This is a genomic window from Fischerella muscicola PCC 7414, from assembly GCF_000317205.1.
Taxonomy (GTDB): Bacteria; Cyanobacteriota; Cyanobacteriia; order Cyanobacteriales; family Nostocaceae; genus Fischerella; species Fischerella muscicola.
Genome location: NZ_AJLK01000177.1, coordinates 1 through 16,685 on the forward strand (window position 1 = coordinate 1; position 16,685 = coordinate 16,685).

The following is a 16,685-nucleotide window of genomic DNA, read 5'->3' on the forward strand; positions in this document are numbered from 1 at the left end:
GGTAGAAAACACCTGAAATTACAACGCCAGCGTAAAGATTGGTGCGTGAAATTAGCCCAATGCGTAATCAAGTCGGCAGACTTTGTGGCGTATGAGAAGTTACAGGTGCAAAACATGGTGAAAAACCACAAACTGGCGAAAAGTATCTCTGATGCCAGTTGGAGTGTTTTTACTCAGTGGTTAGAATATTTCGGCAAGGTGTACGGACGAGTTGTTGTTGCAGTGTCACCTGCGTACACGACAATTGATTGCTCAAATTGTGGGCATCAAGTCCATAAGACTCTTAGCACTAGGACACACAATTGTTCTAATTGCTCGTACACCGCTTGCCGTGATTACAACGCTAGTCGTAACATCCTTAACAAAGGACTGGAACTATTCAAAAATACCGATGGGCAATCGGGAATTCAGTACGCCTCTGGAGAGTCTGACCTCTGCTTAGAGAAGGTAACTTCTAAAAGTAAGTCATCTCAGCGAAAGAGGAAACTCTCACAGTGATGTGGGAATCCCCACACAAAACGTAGTGGCGTGTGGGGAGGATGTCAACTTCCTACAATTCTCCGAAAGAGCGGGCTTTAACCATTGCAACTATGAGATTTGAACTAACACCGATGCACACAGATATACACAGATAAATATGGATAAAGAGGCGGAGTTTTTAGTAGTTTGTGACTCGTAACCAGGGGACGAGGCAATACTATCAAAATTAATGTGGTGGAGTACTAGTAGTTCACCAAATTGATTTTGATAGGTAGGTCAGATCCCCGACTTTTTTAAAAAAGTCGGGGATCTGACGCCTCGCAAGCTGTCAAAACTTGTGTGGTAGAGTACTAGTGAAGTTCTTTTAAATCAAGTTTCACATCAGCGCCATAATTCTGAAACAAAATCTTTATAAGGAGTATCTAGATTGGATATAAGTTTAAAGATACTCTGTACAAAAAATGTTACACGAACCACGCGAACACGACAATTTATCAAACAACGTTTCTTTGAATTCATCTAGCGACAAACCCTATTCTATTGCACCTTGGCGCAGGGCAGCTATGAATTTATCGCTAGTGTTACTCGGTTGTGGAATGACTCTTGCTGGTGGCTACGTAGCTAATAACCATCAGCAGATGTCTAAGAATGCATCTAATTTAGCAGTGACTCCAGTTAATGCTGCGCCACCATTACCAACAACCACAGACCCCAACTTTGTCACAAATGTTGTTCAAAAAGTTGGCCCTGCGGTAGTGCGAATTGATTCTGCTAGAACTGTAAAAACTCAGTTACCAGATGAATTTGATGACCCCTTCTTCCGTCGCTTTTTTGGGGGGCAAATACCATCTTCACCACAACAGCGAGTAGAACGTGGTACTGGTTCTGGTTTTATCATTAGTGGTGATGGTCGCATCCTCACTAATGCTCACGTTGTTGATGGTGCGGATACAGTGAAAGTCACACTCAAAGATGGACGCAGCTTTGACGGTAAGGTGTTGGGTAAAGACGAGTTGACTGATGTGGCAGTTGTCAAGATTGCAGCTAATAACCTACCTACCTTGGCAATGGGCAATTCTGATCAATTGCAACCAGGACAATTAGCGATCGCGATCGGTAATCCTTTGGGATTAGATAATACTGTCACCACAGGTATTATCAGCGCTACTGGACGCAATGGCAATTTGATTGGTGCTACCGATAAACGAGTTGACTATATTCAAACAGACGCAGCAATTAACCCTGGTAACTCTGGTGGCCCCTTGTTAAATGATCGTGGACAAGTAATTGGCATGAATACAGCCATTATCCAGGGGGCACAAGGAATTGGTTTTGCCATTCCCATCAACACAGCCCAACGCATTGCTGATCAACTGATTACCACAGGTAGAGCTCAACATCCTTATTTAGGTATTCAAATGATCGGGTTGACACCAGAGTTGAGAGATAATCTCAACTCAGATCCCAACAGCAATTTGACTGTCAATGAAGATAGAGGTGTATTAGTTGTCAGAGTTATGCCCAATTCACCAGCGGCGAGGGCAGGTATACGTGCTGGTGATGTAATTCAAAAAGTCAATGGTGAAACTGTCACAGATGCTAGTAGTGTGCAAAAAGCAGTAGATAATAGCCAAATTGGTGGAAATTTACGCATAGAATTGCGCCGTCAAGGTCAAACCGTCAATTTAGCTGTACAACCAGGTGCATTTCCCACTGCTATGAATCAACAATAGGTTTTTGACGGCTGGGCGTCTGTAGGGTGGGCATTTGGGTAATAATTTGTTGGTTTTGTAAAAAAGATAATTCACCAAATGCTTCGCCCACAAATTAATCACATCATGTCCGCTTGAGGACTTATATTATTCGTCTTTGTCGGTAATTGGTGAGCCACCGCACTAGCTCCTCAATGCCCAAGCTTTATATCGTAAGCGATTAGTCGGACATGATATCATTTTGAAAATCGAACACAGATGTACACAGATAGTTTATGGGTGTGCATTTATTTCCCAGAACAAATATTTCTCGTCCGACTCTTCCAAATCCACCCAGATTCAGGGGAACTAATTTCTATCCAACCATTTTGTTCTCTGCCTGTAACTGTGACTTTGGTTCCAGCTTTGACAACTTTTCCTGTTCTCCTGCGTCCGGATGTAGACCGTAAATTAGATGGGCTAACGACAACAATACAACTATCTTTGTCTGGGGTTTGATTTTGATCGGTTGTTTCTTTAACTTGATTTTTTGCAACTACAGGTGCAGGCTGGGGTGGGCGACTTGTGGTAATTACACCGTAAGTAAGTAAAATCGCAGCACCACTACCAAAAATTAATAATGGTAATTGACGACGTTTAATCTGGAAATTGCTGCGTGATGCAAATGGATTGAGACGAGCAGTTTTTCCTAAATTCTGTGGTTGTGGTATTGTTGGTGGAATTGTGGGTGTTGAGCCTGTGGATAGGCGAACTGTTGTGTTATCTGGGGGAACGTAACAAGGTTTTGCTAGTTCTTGGAGCGATCGCACCATTTTTGTAGCAGAAAGATAGCCCTGTTGCCAATAATCCTTTAATATCTGGTTGACGACAGCTGCTACAACGCTTGGTGTGTTGGGACTGGTAATAGCGGCTACTGCTTGTCGCGCATCAGTTGCTGAATGATAGCGGTATTTGTAATGTTGACGCACCATCTTAGTTAAAATAGCTGCTAAGGCGTCACTAACTTGGGCATGATGCTGCCATATTATCTCCCCAGTTGCAGGCTCTTCACCTAACTGTTTGGGATGCAACCCAGTCAACGCTTGAATGGCTATCATACCCAAAGCATAAATATCACTATTAGGATAGGGTCTACCTAGTGCTTGTTCACTTGGCATATAGCCAGGTGTGCCAATTGGAATAGTCTCGTTTTTTAGCTGATCTGGTGTCATCAGTGAATACATCTTCACTTGTTTCACTGCACCAAAGTCAACTAAAACCAGCTTATTATCAGAACTACGGCGAATTAAATTATGGGGTTTGAGATCCTGATGGATCACCTCATGACTGTGAACAAATTCTAGAATGGGTAAAACGTCTTGCAGTAGATGAATGACTTGGCTTTCACTCCACTGTACACCCGGTTGCAATTCCATAGATAGCGGATTACCAGGAACAAATTCTTGCACCAGGTAAAATTCTTCGTCTTCTTCAAAGTAAGCTAGCAGTCGGGGAATTTGGTCATGATTACCCAGCTTTTCCAGGGTTTCAGCTTCTCTTTTAAATAAGCGTCTAGCTGTTTCCAAAAAATCTGGATCACTAGTTGCTGGTTGGAGGTGCTTGACTACACAGGAGGGATTTCCAGGACGACGAGTATCTTCGGCTATATAGGTATGACCGAATCCACCTTGGCCTAGTATCTGAACCACCTGATAACGCCGATCTAGCAATTTGCCAATCATGCTATGGCTAAACTGTTATGCAAAATTAACAACAATAGACTTTTCTAATCATGAGTAGTTTCTTCAGGATTGATTGCAAAATTTATGTATACAGATCAAATATCTGATTTTTGACCGAGTGCCGACTAAGTGTATTCTCCTATACTGGTGTGACACAGCTAAATTTGTGCATTAATAAACCGCACCAGGCACAGCGTCTACAAAGCAGCGTCCCGGAGGGAACTTCAAAGCTTTTCAACAGAGAGAACACACCAGATAGAAGAAGAGAATTATTGCACTATTTTTAGTCTCGCCACGCCACTACTATTTTCCGCCTTATTTTTGGTCAATATTCCTCAATTTAAAGCTACTTTTTTGACTAAAATGGTAGCTCTGTTCTTCAGTATAAATGCTGTAGTTGCTGTAAAAAATACACCAATTAAAATATTTCTCAAACTCATTTCCTTACCGTACGCATTTACCAAAAAGGCTTCCAGCATCACAGAAGGTAATAATATACCCAAAAATATTAACCACCTGTGAATGACGCGACTATTTTTTACCAACAGAGAAAGAAGGGCTAGGTAAATTCCTAAAGGGATGAAATTTAAGGAATAGTAAAACAGCTTATGGGCTATGGGAATTAAATCGAGTAAATTTAATGAATAAGAATTTTGGAGGTTATCTACGTATACCTGAATGATTGGACGAGAATAAGTAATTATTAGATTATGTGGTTGTTTGTCTGTAAAAATATTAGGAATGTTCAGTTTAACATCTCCACCATTTTCTCCGGTGATTGGTGTTCTTAATCGCAAGTTTAAAGCTGTTCTCTGCTGTCCTAAAGTAAAATTACGACGCAGAGGATCATCAGAAATTGACACAATTCGGGCAGGCCCAGTTTGATTGATTTCGCTAGTAGCTACAGTGGTGCTGATAGTAAATTCAGAAGTATTGGATATTCTTTTATTTAATTTTTTCACAGCAGCTGCTGTTTCTAGCCAGTTACTAGAACTCAATAAAGCTCCTTTATTTTCCTGAATATCTACAGGTTGACCACGCCACAATAATTTGGGTAAATTACCACTTTTGTCTCGATAAGAGTATTGACCGCTTTTATCTAATTTGTAAGCAGCTAACAGAGAATCGTCATAATTGTTAAAGTAATCTTTATCTTGAAATATCTGTGCGGCTTCAATAGCAGAAACGGCTTTATCTGTTATATATACTTTAGAGATATATCCTTGCCAAGGTCTATCTCCTGTTGCCTCATTGCCAATTACAAGTGGGTAGTTGGAGTTCCAATTACTTAAATAAGTTGTACTTTGCCAAAATACTAAATTCAGCGATGATAATAATATGTAACCAAGGCAAAAGGCAGCTACTCTTTGATTCACCCGTCTACTGCTATTATTCTCAATCCTTGCCAAGATGTAAGCAAAGCTGCGGGAAAGAAGCCAATTAAAGCAAAGCCAACCAACAAAACCACCAATAGTATTATTAATAATATCCTCTGGAGTCGGTCTTCTTCCAGGTAGAAAAACTTGTAAAAATTCAACTATCGTCGATAAACTCGCACTTGCTAATATAACTATTAAAATTTCCAGTCCTAATTTTACCCTGTGTCTTTGTAGGAGACTACTACAAAAGAACCCTAGAGGTAGAAATAATAAAATATTGTTGACTGTATCTTGGAAAGAACTAGTATTACTAAAACTATTGATTAGTTCTTCTAAAGAAAAAGAATCTGGAAATGAAAACTTAAAAGGATAAAGTGTCGCTAACAGTACTACTAATACACTTATAGCGACAAGCGCGTAATCTTTGAGCAGGCCTAATAAATGAGGGTGACGAATAGTTTGACGTTTCTTCATGACTGTTCATTTTACTTAATACTAATTCTGAGGATGGTCTAACTCAAGACGTAGTTTTGCTCATTTTTGTTCATCTGCTCAAAATCCGTCACTAAATTTTAGTGATACAGCACGTTCAGCACATATATTTTTGCTTTTTTACTCTGGCGAAATCAGAGATTAGTGAGTAGTTTCTCTGAGTTTGTAGGTGGCAGTTAGTTGAGGGGGCGATCGCTTCCACATTAATGACTACAGTCTTAATGTTTCTGATGACAGTCACGAGGGTTTGAGCAAACGTCTTGATGTTAATAAGGAAAATCACGATATTTTGAACAAAAGTCTTGGTGTTATCTATGAATTGGTTGATGTTGGTGATAACGTCTGATTGGACAAGCGCGTAGACTAAGCCGTGAATCGCAGTCATACTAAAGTTTTTCAAGTCACACTAAAGCAATTAGCTCATAACTTCAGTTTTGGACGTAGCAATTGCTTAATTTTTTCAAAACTTAACAATATTAGGGGCGATTTGCGAACACAGTATAAAAAATTGGCAACATTAACAAAAGACAGACAACAATAGCGATAGCTAGACCTGGAGTTCTGCTAAGCCTATGCAGCCAATTCGTACATTTAATGTCTCACCTTCTTTGCCTGCGCGACTCGAACCACTACGCAAGCTGGCATACAACTTACATTGGGATTGGAACGTTGAAACTAAAGATTTATTTCGCCGTTTAGATCCTGATTTATGGGAATCTAGCCGTCATAACCCTGTTTTGATGCTAGGAACCATCAGCCAAGCGCGGTTGTTAGAAGTAGTGGAAGATGAAGGCTTTTTGGCACAAATGGATCGTGCTGCTTTGCAGATAGAAGATTATCTCAAAGAACGCACTTGGTATGAGAAAACGAGGGACAAGGGATCGGGAACAAGGAACTGGGGACAAGGAAGCAATTCTTCTGCTTCGTCTTTTCCCGATTCCCAATCCCCGATCCCTAATCGCCGATCTCCGGAATGCTACGCCTATTTTTCTGCTGAGTTTGGGCTTGTGGACTGTTTGCCCATTTATTCAGGGGGCTTGGGTGTACTGGCTGGGGATCATTTGAAATCTGCCAGTGATTTAGGGCTTCCCCTCGTCGGTGTGGGTTTGCTGTACCAGCAAGGCTATTTTGCCCAGTATTTAAATGCTGATGGCTGGCAACAAGAGCGTTACCCAATTAACGACTTTTATAATATGCCTTTGCACCTAGAACGCAACCCGGATGGTTCAGAACTGCGAATTACAGTAGATTATCCAGGGCGCACAGTTTATGCTAGGGTTTGGCGTGTACAAGTGGGAAGAGTGCCGTTGTACATGCTAGACACCAATATTGAACCCAACAATCCCTACGATCACGACATTACAGATCAACTGTATGGTGGTGATATTGATATGCGTATCCACCAGGAAATAATGTTGGGTATTGGCGGCGTTAGGATGCTAAAAGCGTTGGGGTATAACGTCACCGCCTACCACATGAATGAAGGACATGCGGCGTTTTCTGCCCTAGAACGTATCCGGATTTTAATTGAAGAACAAGGGCTGAGTTACATCGAAGCTAGGCAAGTGGTAGCTTCCACAAATATATTTACCACCCATACACCAGTGCCAGCCGGAATCGACTTGTTCCCACCAGATAAAGTTTTGTACTATTTGGGACACTATGCAGAAATTTTTGGTTCAGGTAAAGACGAATTTTTAGCGTTGGGACGAGAGAGTACGGGTGATTTATCTTCACCTTTTAGTATGGCAGTGCTAGCGCTAAAGATGGCGACATTTTCTAATGGTGTGGCGCAGTTGCACGGTACGGTGTCACGACAGATGTTTAAGGGTTTGTGGATTGACGTACCAACCCAAGAAGTGCCAATTACTGCTATTACTAACGGTGTTCATGCCCGTAGTTGTGTGGCTAAATCAACTCAAGAGTTATACGATCGCTATTTAGGCCCCAATTGGTCATCAGCACCAGTGGATCATCCCCTGTGGGATCGGATGAACGCGATTCCCGATGAAGAGTTGTGGCGAAACCACGAACGCTGCCGCTTGGATATGATTTTGTATGTGCGGGAGCGTTTAGTCAAACATTTACGCGATCGCGGTGCATCTCCTAGCGAAATTGCCCAAGCTCAAGAAGTCCTTGATCCTTACGTTTTAACGATTGGCTTTGCCCGTCGCTTTGCCACCTACAAGCGTGCTACTTTATGGATGCGTGATATAGAACGCATCAAGCGGATTTTATTAGGTAACAAAGACCGCAAGGTACAATTTGTCATTGCTGGTAAGGCACACCCTAAAGATATTCCTGGCAAAGAACTTATCCGCGAAATTAATCATTTCATCCGCGAAAATAATTTGGAAAAACAGATTGTGTTTGTTCCAAATTATGATATACATATTGCCCGGTTGATGGTGGCGGGTTGTGATGTATGGTTAAACACACCCCGTCGCCCCCGAGAAGCCTCTGGTACTAGTGGCATGAAAGCAGCGATGAATGGGTTGCCAAATTTAAGTGTACTTGATGGTTGGTGGGATGAAGCGGATTATGTCCGCACTGGTTGGGCAATTGGACACGGAGAAATTTACGACGATCCCAACTATCAGGATGAAGTAGAAGCAAACGCTCTGTATGACATCTTAGAAAAAGAAGTCGTAGCGTTATTTTATCATCGCGATGCGGACGGTTTGCCCAGACGCTGGGTAGCCAAAATGAAAGATGCCATCCGATTAAATTGTCCCTTATTTAACACTGCACGAATGGTGCGAGAGTATGCACAAAGAGCATATTTCCCAGCGAGCGATCGCTATCATATCCTGACTAGTGATAATTACGCTCCTGCTAAAGAACTGGCAGCTTGGAAATTAAATCTAGGTGAACATTGGTACAATATCACTATTAAAGATATTGATGTCTCTGCCGGCCCTGATATTGAGGTAAACCAAACTGTTGCTGTGAAAGCCAAAGTTGATTTGGCTACTCTCACAAATAATGATGTACAGGTAGAACTGTATCAAGGTGCAGTAGATGCCAGTGGCGAGATTGTCAACGGTGTACCACTGGTGATGGAATACCAAGGAGAGGATGACCAAGGTTTAAGTATTTACACGGCTGATATTTTGTATACTACTTCTGGTTTGCAAGGATTATCTTTGCGTGTATTGCCTAAACATAAGTACCTTTCCAGTCCTTATGAGCCAAGGCTAATTTTGTGGGCGCAGTGAGTGATTAGGGATCGGGGATCGGGCATTGGCTATTCCGCGTGTCCCCCCATCCCCCCATCTCCCCATCTCCCTTGTCCCCTTTCCCTGATCCGTAATCCCCGAGCCTCTGGGGCACAACTATGTAACCTGTAGTGCGATCGCCTAGTACTAGGTTACGTTGTTCTCCCCAATACCACCAATATGCTGCTACGTAAGCACAGATTAAGCTATCTAGTTTGTCTTCGGCTGCTTTGAGTATTGCGCCTGTGGTTGGGATTTGGGGGAGAAGTGAACCGCAGAGGCGCAGAGGACACAGATGAGGATTGAGAGTAGGTAGGGTTTGTGTAATGTAATTGTAGAGTTTGATGAGTTCTTGGTGGCGATCGCTCAGGCGTCCTTTTTTATACTTGAGGATGTGTTCTAGGTTGAAGAGATGGACTATGGCGGGGTGGGGAAAGACTTCGATTTGATATCTGCCGGGTTGTTGCGGTTCGATGGTGGGGGCGTGGGCGAAACCACGAGATTCTAGTTCTAAGCCAAAGTTAATGGTGCGTTGGGCGAAGGGAAGATTCAAATTGGCGGGGTAGCAACCAGCGTGGTATTTACCGAAGTATTTATGGGTGAGTTTGTCCGGGAGGCGGCTACCGGTGGCGTTGGGGATGAGAGTCGGGGCGTCTACGGCGATGACGGCACTTTCACCTGGTGGAACGCAAGTATCTACCCAGTTGAGGATGTCTGCAATTACTTCTTTGCGATCTAAATCGAGGATTTGTAGTTTCTGATCTGCCCATTCTATGCAGCATAGTCCACTTGGTTGCGATTTCCAGCCTAAGTCAATGCCTAAAAATTTCATCGGTTTTATCACCAGGTTATTTTAACTGGATACTTTGCTATCAAAGGATCACAACTAACTAAAATTATATTTTCGATATTTGATTGAGTAACTAATAATCTATCAAAAGGATCTTTGTGATGGAAATGTAATGCGTAATTACGAATTACGAATTATCAATACAACTAAATTCGATCTATACCAAGGAGCCAGAAATCTCTGACAAGGAAATGGCAGCCTTAGCGCAACATGGTAATGGGCGATCGCAATAAGTACCCACGTCAAGGGTCAATCTGGAGAGGAGCCGTGTGATTGGAAACAGTGCGCCGTGGTATGCGCTGATTTGATTACCAACAAAGTTGGTTGGAGTTCAGGGTAACTGACTCCAAGGCGAACAACTAACCTAGACTTGAAAGAGCGAGGGGAAAAGAGCATGTTCGTAAAGCGGGGAGTAATAGAAGACGTGTAAATTACAGTCCCGCAACGCCTGAACGATATGGCTAAAGCTGAATTGCTTGAATCCTAATATCCAGAGGTGGAACTTCACATCCTTCGGTAGCACGTCTGTACACCGATGTCATCTGTAACCATAAATTAGACTTTTGTTTATGGTACGCCCTGACAGATGAGCGATAAGTAATGAACTTATTTAAGGATATGAGTAGAAGCCTAAGTCGTTCTAAACGTTCATCAGCAAAGGAACACGGGATTGCCTACGGGACGCGAGTCCTATGGTAACGGAGTTCCAATAGTAGTCATGGGAGTTACGCCCCATCAAGGAGAACGGGAGAGCCGTTTACAGGGCAAAGTGGAACAGGTAATTAGATGTAACAGAAGTCGAGAGGTACGCAGGATGCGAACAGCCGAAACGATACTGAACATCATACGTACACGCGGACAACGTGGGTTGCCAGTAGAAGATGTGTATCGACTACTATACAATCTAGATTTATATTTACGTGCCTACGGCAAGCTAAACAGCAATGCGGGTGCAATGACACCTGGCGCAACACCGGAAACAGTGGATGGGATGTCCCTGGAGAAAGCTAATAAATGTGAAATTTGCGGAGCAACGGACAATATTGAAGTCCACCATATTCGTAAACTAGCAGATATTAAGCAAAAAGGTCGTAAGGAACGCCCCGAATGGATGCTTAAAATGTCAGCACGTAAACGTAAAACTCTTGTAGTTTGTTGTCAATGCCATGAGAAAATCCAATACGGACGCTACGATGGTGACACTCTCAAAACGTAATGATTACTGGAAAGCTACGTGATACGGAAACGGTCATGCGTAGTTTGGAGGGGGGTGGTTGGAAAAGTGCCAGTAATGGTAACTCGTTGGCTACCCACCCTACTTCATGTCCGGTTCTGAAACCCAGCATGGGGGCGACCTGCATGCTTAGGTTAACGGCTTGTATCCCATTATTTGCGGTCAACATTCTTTTAGTAATACCCAATTGGTTAACTTTTCCAGCAAATAGACAGGGACAATAACGAGGATTTCTAATATTATCACCTATTTTATTTTGCAATAAACGTTGCAAAATTGTAATAAATTTGTTAAATTTAATTTATGCGATAACTCAAAAACAAAAAGCAGAACTTATAAAAAGTGATTTAGTGGCTGAAGAATTCGGTAGGCTAAACAACTACGCCATCGAACCTAACAATAACGTGATGGATCAGCTTCAGTTTGGCTTTAATTCAGTATGCAGAAAAATGAACGGAGACGTTAGCCATGATTGGTTTTGTTTCGTTCCTGGTTCTAGTAGTCCTGACTAAGCATACACAGGCTTCTAACAAATTGAGCTTCACTAGATATCCTCAACACTTTTGCAAAATATAAGGATGAAACTAATGAGAACTAATGTTGGCTTAACTAATCCCTCTCTGCTCAATCCCGTTGTCTTCAGATCCAGTTTCAATCACTTTGAGAAAATCAACGCAACTCAAGCTTGGTCATTGTTTTTCACTGGAGGTAAAGAAGATAAGGCACTGGGTCTAAGCTCCACAATAGGTCGTTTTTTCAACCTTAGCTTGATCGCGATCGCTATTGCAAGTATCTTCTGGACTTTCTGTCTGCGACCTTTTTAAACGAGCATGGAGACGAGAAGCAGAGTCATTACCAAAATTAACTCCCAGGAAACTGTTATGACCCAGACAAACATCACCTCGCCAATAAACGAAAATGATAAGCGCAATTCTTGGCTTTGGGGATTCACACCCCAGACTGAACTCTGGAACGGTCGTTTAGCCATGATTGGCTTTATATCTGCCGTCCTGATTGAAATGTTTTCCGGTCAAGGCTTCCTTCACTTCTGGAGTATTCTGTAAGTCAGCAGTTGCTGCAACAAGAAGCAACAGGTTAATTTGAATCAATTCATGTAATTTCGTTCTGGAGATTTTGAAAAATGTCGTTTACTATCGAATCTGCACGCTCTATTTTTCCTGAAACTGAAGTTGCTAATGCAATTCCAGCTATAGTTGAATCATTCAATCAGCTCAGTGCTGAGGATCAGTTGGCTTTACTTTGGTTTACCTATACCGAGATGGGAGTTACAATCACTCCTGCTGCTATGGGAGCAGCCAATATGGTCTTCGCAGAAAAAACCTTGACTCAAATCAAGCAGATGTCTGCTAGAGAGCAAACGCAAGTGATGTGCGATCTGATTAACCATGCTGACACTCCTATCTGCCGTACATATTCATCTTTCGGCACTAATGTCAAGTTGGGCTTCTGGTATCAGTTAGGCGAGTGGATGAAACAAGGAATCGTTGCTCCGATTCCAGAAGGTTATAAACTGTCTGCACAGGCATCAGATGTCCTCCAAACCATCCGTCAACTTGAAGGGGGTCAGCAACTCACCGTATTACAAAATATAGTCGTCAACATGGGGTGTGCTCCAACAGTGAGCTCCCAAAAAGTTAAAGAACCTGTGGTTCCACCTAAAGATATCGCACCCCGAGCTAAAGTTAGCATTGAGGGCATCGACAACTTGACAGTCCTCAGCTACATGGAGAATATGAACGCCTTTGACTTCCAAGGGGCTGTGGCTTTATTTGCTGAAAATGGTGCCTTGCAACCCCCTTTCCAAGACCCAATTGTCGGTCAGGAGAACATCCTCGCCTATATGCGCGAAGAATGCTATGGACTCAAGCTCATACCAGAGCGGGGGATATCTGAGCCAGCAGAAGGAGGATTCACCCAGGTTAAAGTGACGGGTAAAGTGCAAACTCCCTGGTTTGGTGACAGTGTTGGCATAAATCTAGCATGGCGGTTCTTGCTCAATCCGCAAGGTAAGATTTTCTTTGTGGCAATTGACGTGCTGGCAACTCCCCAGGAACTACTTAACATGGGCTTTATCCAGTAGAACATGTTTAGGGTGTTTTGGGATGTGGATCCGACAAGTTCCTCAATTTAGTTCTTAAATGCTGGAGATTTTTATGAATTGGGTCAAGGTGCTTGCTCAAGATGCCCTCCCCCAAGATGCGCGGAAGGCTCTGACAATTTTTCCAACCCGCGTAGAAGAAGGCAGTGTCTGGGTGGGTCTAGAAGAGTAGAGTTGGTAAATACTCTATTAGAAAGAGGTTATTGAAGTAGCGCCCAACCCATTTACATCTGCATAACCCTCCAAGCCTCTAAAACACGGGGTTTCTTTGTTTTTATCAAGCTCAATTATTAGCAATCCTATTCGTTGAACCTTGGGTGCAACATGAATTAAAGATTGATAGACAAGACTCCGTATTTAGTTGCAACACAGTTTTTGGAACTTTTACAAATTTAAAGATATTAACAGGCAATATTATTACAAGTATTACAGTTTTGTAAATAATTTGTTATAATAATTGTATATAACTTAAACACGAGGTCACGCCCATGCGCTACATCGATAGAGAAGGGAAGACCCTCAACCTTGAGGATTGTAGGACTGCTGAGAGTTTCTTTATGGAAGCGGAGGTGTACATATGCGAACCATGGGAAATGCATTTCAATAAAGAAGGAGATTTAACAGCAGGAAAGAAACCGAACAAAGCGATCGCACATCTTCGTAGTGATGGCAGTGAACTGATCCCCGCTGAAGTTCAAGCGCGTAAACACAGAGACGGCAGTCAATTGCTGAACCTGCCTCTCGCAACTGGCTATACAGTAAATGACGAGGGAATGATCAATAACTACGCAATTCAGCCTGCTATGTCCTTGGCAGAGTATCCCTCACCAGAACAGCAACAGCGCTACATCTTCCAAGGGGCAGTAGCTATCCTGTTTGTTGCTCTAACACTGATGACTGCATTTGCTGTTAGCTAGTGGTCTATCGCATTAATTTTGATGCCTACAATATCCTGGACTTCTCCAGAAGCCTGGGATCTGACCACCACTAACGACTGATAACTCATGCAATTAACTACTAACTAGGTCGTCGTGAATATTTATTGTCAAGATAAGACAGGAGGCAGCCTGGAGGGAACAGGCTTTTAGCTTAGTTAATCTTTAATAACATAGTTAGGCTTTTTCTCACCAACTTGCTTAAGTTAAAGTTATTGTTCAACAATCGGATGCGAATTTGGGGTCTGCTTCAGTGACGAAAACCCTATTGAAGAAGTCAGAGGTCAGAAGGTTAATTACAGGGGGATTCTGACCCCCAGTAATTGCACACCACTAAAGCTCTTAAACTGTGACTAAATCTTGTTCCACAGCATTAGGCATAGTCAGTGGATCAAATCCTAACTGCTGAGTAATGCGCTCTCTAGCTAAAATCCGATATTGCCAAAAATGTTCCCCAGCCGCACATAAACCTAAATACATATTCAGGAATTTAGGCTTACTACGTATAATTGCCCACAGCTGTTGCCAAAACTGAAGACGAATTTCCCGGCGTTGCCAACCTTGACGCCAGAGTAACTGGATAATTAATCTAATTCCTTTTCCGGGAGGAAAATATACTGTTTGCTGGAGGTAGGGATTAGGTGTGATGTTGAGACATTGTTCAAAACAACGTCGCAAGTAATTTTTTGGTTCGTACATTGTCCACATTGCCTCTACATATTCTCTGGCAACTTCAGCCATTGGGCGAGTAGGGACAAAGTTCATTAAGGCATTTTGATCTCCCACCTCTTCACCACCGAAACCTTCTAATAATCGCTGCTCCTGTTTTAGTCTTTGCCACAGCGCTGTGTTGGGGACAGCTTGTAAAATTCCTAGCATGGGTTGAGCGATGCTAGTTTGTTCTACAAAGGTTTGAATCCGCTCACCTGCACCGCTGCGTTCCCCATCGAAGCCAATGATAAATCCTGCATAAATAAGTAATCCAGCTTGATGGATTTTCTGACAGGCTTCTACTAAAGGATTGCGGGTATTCTGATACTTACGAGTTACTTGCAAACTATCTTGATCGGGGGTTTCTATACCGAGAAAAACTGCGTAGAATCCAGCTTGAGCCATTAAGTCTAATAATTCTGCATCTTCTGCGAGATTGACAGAAGCCTCAGTCCAAAAAGTAAAGGGATAATTGCGCTCCTTCATCCAAGGAATTAACTCTCGTAGCAGGCGTTTAACATTACGCTGATTGCCAATGAAGTTATCATCCACCATGAAGATTGAGCCACGCCAACCTAAATCATAGAGGTTTTGGAGTTCTGCTAGAGTCTGACTTGGCTCTTTGGTACGGGGTTTGCGGCCATAGAGATTGATAATGTCACAGAATTCGCAGTTAAAAGGGCAACCTCGGGAAAACTGAACTGCCATCATAAAGTATTTATCCCGCTTAAGTAAGTCAAAGCGAGGCATAGGACTTTTAGTCACGTCTGGTTTTTCACTGGCGCGAAAAATACCTTGCTCTTGATTTTGGGCGATCGCTTCTAAAAATTGCGGAACTGTAATCTCCCCTTCGTCTAAAATTAGGTAGTTAGCTCCTGCATTGAGGGCAGCTTCTGGTATTGAAGTCGGATAAGGTCCACCCACTGCTACTTTTTTCCCTAGCTGTGCCGCTTTCTGAATCTGGGCAAGAAAATCTTCTTTTTGGGCAATCATCGCAGAAAGAATCACGATATCACACCATTGCCAATCTGCATCCGTTTCTGAGCTAACATTGCGATCGTAAAACCGAATTTCCCATTCTGTCGGTAGCATAGCAGCGACAGTAATAATACCCAGTGGGGGAATAGATGCCTTTAATCCTGCGATTTTCATGAATTCATCGTAAGACCAAAAGGTTTTAGGAAAGCGGGGATAAAGTAACAGTGCTTTCATGGTTGTAATTCTCTTGTTCTGAAGCTTTGCTATAAATCCTGATTTCTGCATCTCCATTGCAGATATGCAGAAAAATCACATCTAGTCGTCTGTCTCCGGAGAGATATTGAGAGTAAAAAGCAAATTTCCAGTCGTCAGGTTTTCAGCAGTTTTACAATCTGCCAAATCAAAGTTTTTTGGTAAAACTAAAAGGAATTGGGCAATACGAGCCACAGTAGTAAAGCTTTCATCAGCAAATACCCGATGAAAAAATAATCAATTACTTCTAAGGTTACTGCTAGTTTTTCTGAACAGATTTTAAATTTTGTCTATTTTTATAAAGTAATTATACTAGCCCTTTGGTGGTGCAATCCTAAACAATACTAAGACACCAAGTTGAATTAGCAAAAAGCAGGAAGATGACGGCTACTGATCTTCGGCTTGGTTAAGTTTATCTAATGCTTCCTGAAGTACTCGACGGCAAAACTCAGGATAATTCTCAATTGATTTTATTTTCTGGGCCATTGTTTTGGTAACTCTAATGGCGATTCTTTCGGTTAGGGGTTCATCTCTATCCGTTTTAAAACCGTGTTTTTTGATTTCTGGATTGCCATGTGGATTAGGCATTTAGTTCTATTAATAA

At 42.3% G+C, this 16,685-nt stretch carries 13 protein-coding genes; 8 read left to right on the forward strand and 5 right to left on the reverse strand.

All coding sequences use genetic code 11. The features are described from left to right. Nucleotides 1–498, forward strand: a 498-nt coding sequence (locus tag UYI_RS0127955; protein WP_016869991.1) for an RNA-guided endonuclease InsQ/TnpB family protein, incomplete at its 5' end; no start/stop codon positions are given. A gap of 443 nt (nt 499–941) precedes the next feature. Next, nucleotides 942–2,213, forward strand: a complete 1,272-nt coding sequence (locus UYI_RS0127960) for an HhoA/HhoB/HtrA family serine endopeptidase (protein ID WP_016869992.1) — start codon at nt 942–944, stop codon at nt 2,211–2,213. Nucleotides 2,214–2,479: 266 nt separating this feature from the next. On the opposite strand, the gene UYI_RS0127970 is transcribed toward UYI_RS0127960, so the two are convergent. Beyond that, nucleotides 2,480–3,913: a serine/threonine protein kinase gene (locus tag UYI_RS0127970; protein WP_016869994.1), complete on the reverse strand. Its 1,434-nt coding sequence runs from the start codon at nt 3,911–3,913 to the stop codon at nt 2,480–2,482. Nucleotides 3,914–4,248: 335 nt separating this feature from the next. After that, the gene (locus UYI_RS0127975) at nt 4,249–5,766 is read right to left on the reverse strand and encodes a VanZ family protein (RefSeq protein ID WP_016869996.1); all 1,518 of its coding nucleotides are present in this window, start codon (nt 5,764–5,766) and stop codon (nt 4,249–4,251) included. A gap of 590 nt (nt 5,767–6,356) precedes the next feature. On the opposite strand from UYI_RS0127975, the gene glgP reads away from it, so the two are divergent. Next, entirely contained in the window at nt 6,357–9,002 is a 2,646-nt protein-coding gene (gene glgP, locus UYI_RS0127985; RefSeq protein WP_016869998.1) for an alpha-glucan family phosphorylase, read from the forward strand. 4 nt (nt 9,003–9,006) lie between these two features. Here glgP and UYI_RS0127990 read toward each other — a convergent pair whose 3' ends face one another. Then, nucleotides 9,007–9,834, reverse strand: coding sequence for a DUF429 domain-containing protein (locus tag UYI_RS0127990; RefSeq protein WP_016869999.1), 828 nt, complete (start codon nt 9,832–9,834; stop codon nt 9,007–9,009). A 688-nt stretch (nt 9,835–10,522) separates the two neighbouring features. Between UYI_RS0127990 and UYI_RS37305 the strand changes: the two genes are divergently transcribed. The 5 genes from UYI_RS37305 (at nt 10,523) to psb34 (ending at nt 14,122) form a co-directional block, all read left to right on the forward strand. After that, nucleotides 10,523–11,068 (forward strand): HNH endonuclease, encoded by a 546-nt coding sequence (locus UYI_RS37305; RefSeq protein ID WP_190806357.1) that lies wholly within the window; start codon nt 10,523–10,525, stop codon nt 11,066–11,068. Nucleotides 11,069–11,673: 605 nt separating this feature from the next. After that, nucleotides 11,674–11,910, forward strand: a complete 237-nt coding sequence (locus tag UYI_RS0128010) for a hypothetical protein (protein ID WP_009459390.1) — start codon at nt 11,674–11,676, stop codon at nt 11,908–11,910. Nucleotides 11,911–11,967: 57 nt separating this feature from the next. Next, nucleotides 11,968–12,150: a high light inducible protein gene (locus tag UYI_RS0128015; RefSeq protein WP_016870004.1), complete on the forward strand. Its 183-nt coding sequence runs from the start codon at nt 11,968–11,970 to the stop codon at nt 12,148–12,150. A gap of 77 nt (nt 12,151–12,227) precedes the next feature. Next, entirely contained in the window at nt 12,228–13,187 is a 960-nt protein-coding gene (locus UYI_RS0128020; RefSeq protein ID WP_016870005.1) for an orange carotenoid-binding protein, read from the forward strand. Nucleotides 13,188–13,798: 611 nt separating this feature from the next. Beyond that, nucleotides 13,799–14,122, forward strand: coding sequence for a photosystem II assembly protein Psb34 (psb34, locus tag UYI_RS33625; RefSeq protein ID WP_026086221.1), 324 nt, complete (start codon nt 13,799–13,801; stop codon nt 14,120–14,122). A 360-nt stretch (nt 14,123–14,482) separates the two neighbouring features. Here the strand turns inward: psb34 and UYI_RS0128035 are convergent, their stop codons facing one another. Both UYI_RS0128035 and UYI_RS0128040 read right to left on the reverse strand, forming a co-directional pair. Beyond that, nucleotides 14,483–16,063, reverse strand: coding sequence for a B12-binding domain-containing radical SAM protein (locus UYI_RS0128035; RefSeq protein ID WP_016870008.1), 1,581 nt, complete (start codon nt 16,061–16,063; stop codon nt 14,483–14,485). Between the two features lie 405 nt (nt 16,064–16,468). Then, nucleotides 16,469–16,669 (reverse strand): hypothetical protein, encoded by a 201-nt coding sequence (locus UYI_RS0128040; RefSeq protein ID WP_016870009.1) that lies wholly within the window; start codon nt 16,667–16,669, stop codon nt 16,469–16,471. Between the last annotated feature and the right edge of the window lie 16 nt (nt 16,670–16,685).

What these genes read in the sequence shown, in the direction of transcription:
- UYI_RS0128040 (WP_016870009.1), bottom strand. Translation starts at nt 16,669, where the DNA reads ATGCCTAATCCACATGGCAATCCAGAAATCAAAAAACACGGTTTTAAA.
- UYI_RS0128035 (WP_016870008.1), bottom strand. Translation starts at nt 16,063, where the DNA reads ATGAAAGCACTGTTACTTTATCCCCGCTTTCCTAAAACCTTTTGGTCT.
- UYI_RS0127975 (WP_016869996.1), bottom strand. Translation starts at nt 5,766, where the DNA reads ATGAAGAAACGTCAAACTATTCGTCACCCTCATTTATTAGGCCTGCTC.
- UYI_RS0127970 (WP_016869994.1), bottom strand. Translation starts at nt 3,913, where the DNA reads ATGATTGGCAAATTGCTAGATCGGCGTTATCAGGTGGTTCAGATACTA.
- UYI_RS0128010 (WP_009459390.1), top strand. Translation starts at nt 11,674, where the DNA reads ATGAGAACTAATGTTGGCTTAACTAATCCCTCTCTGCTCAATCCCGTT.
- UYI_RS0127960 (WP_016869992.1), top strand. Translation starts at nt 942, where the DNA reads ATGTTACACGAACCACGCGAACACGACAATTTATCAAACAACGTTTCT.
- psb34 (WP_026086221.1), top strand. Translation starts at nt 13,799, where the DNA reads ATGCATTTCAATAAAGAAGGAGATTTAACAGCAGGAAAGAAACCGAAC.
- UYI_RS0128020 (WP_016870005.1), top strand. Translation starts at nt 12,228, where the DNA reads ATGTCGTTTACTATCGAATCTGCACGCTCTATTTTTCCTGAAACTGAA.
- UYI_RS0127990 (WP_016869999.1), bottom strand. Translation starts at nt 9,834, where the DNA reads ATGAAATTTTTAGGCATTGACTTAGGCTGGAAATCGCAACCAAGTGGA.
- UYI_RS0128015 (WP_016870004.1), top strand. Translation starts at nt 11,968, where the DNA reads ATGACCCAGACAAACATCACCTCGCCAATAAACGAAAATGATAAGCGC.
- glgP (WP_016869998.1), top strand. Translation starts at nt 6,357, where the DNA reads ATGCAGCCAATTCGTACATTTAATGTCTCACCTTCTTTGCCTGCGCGA.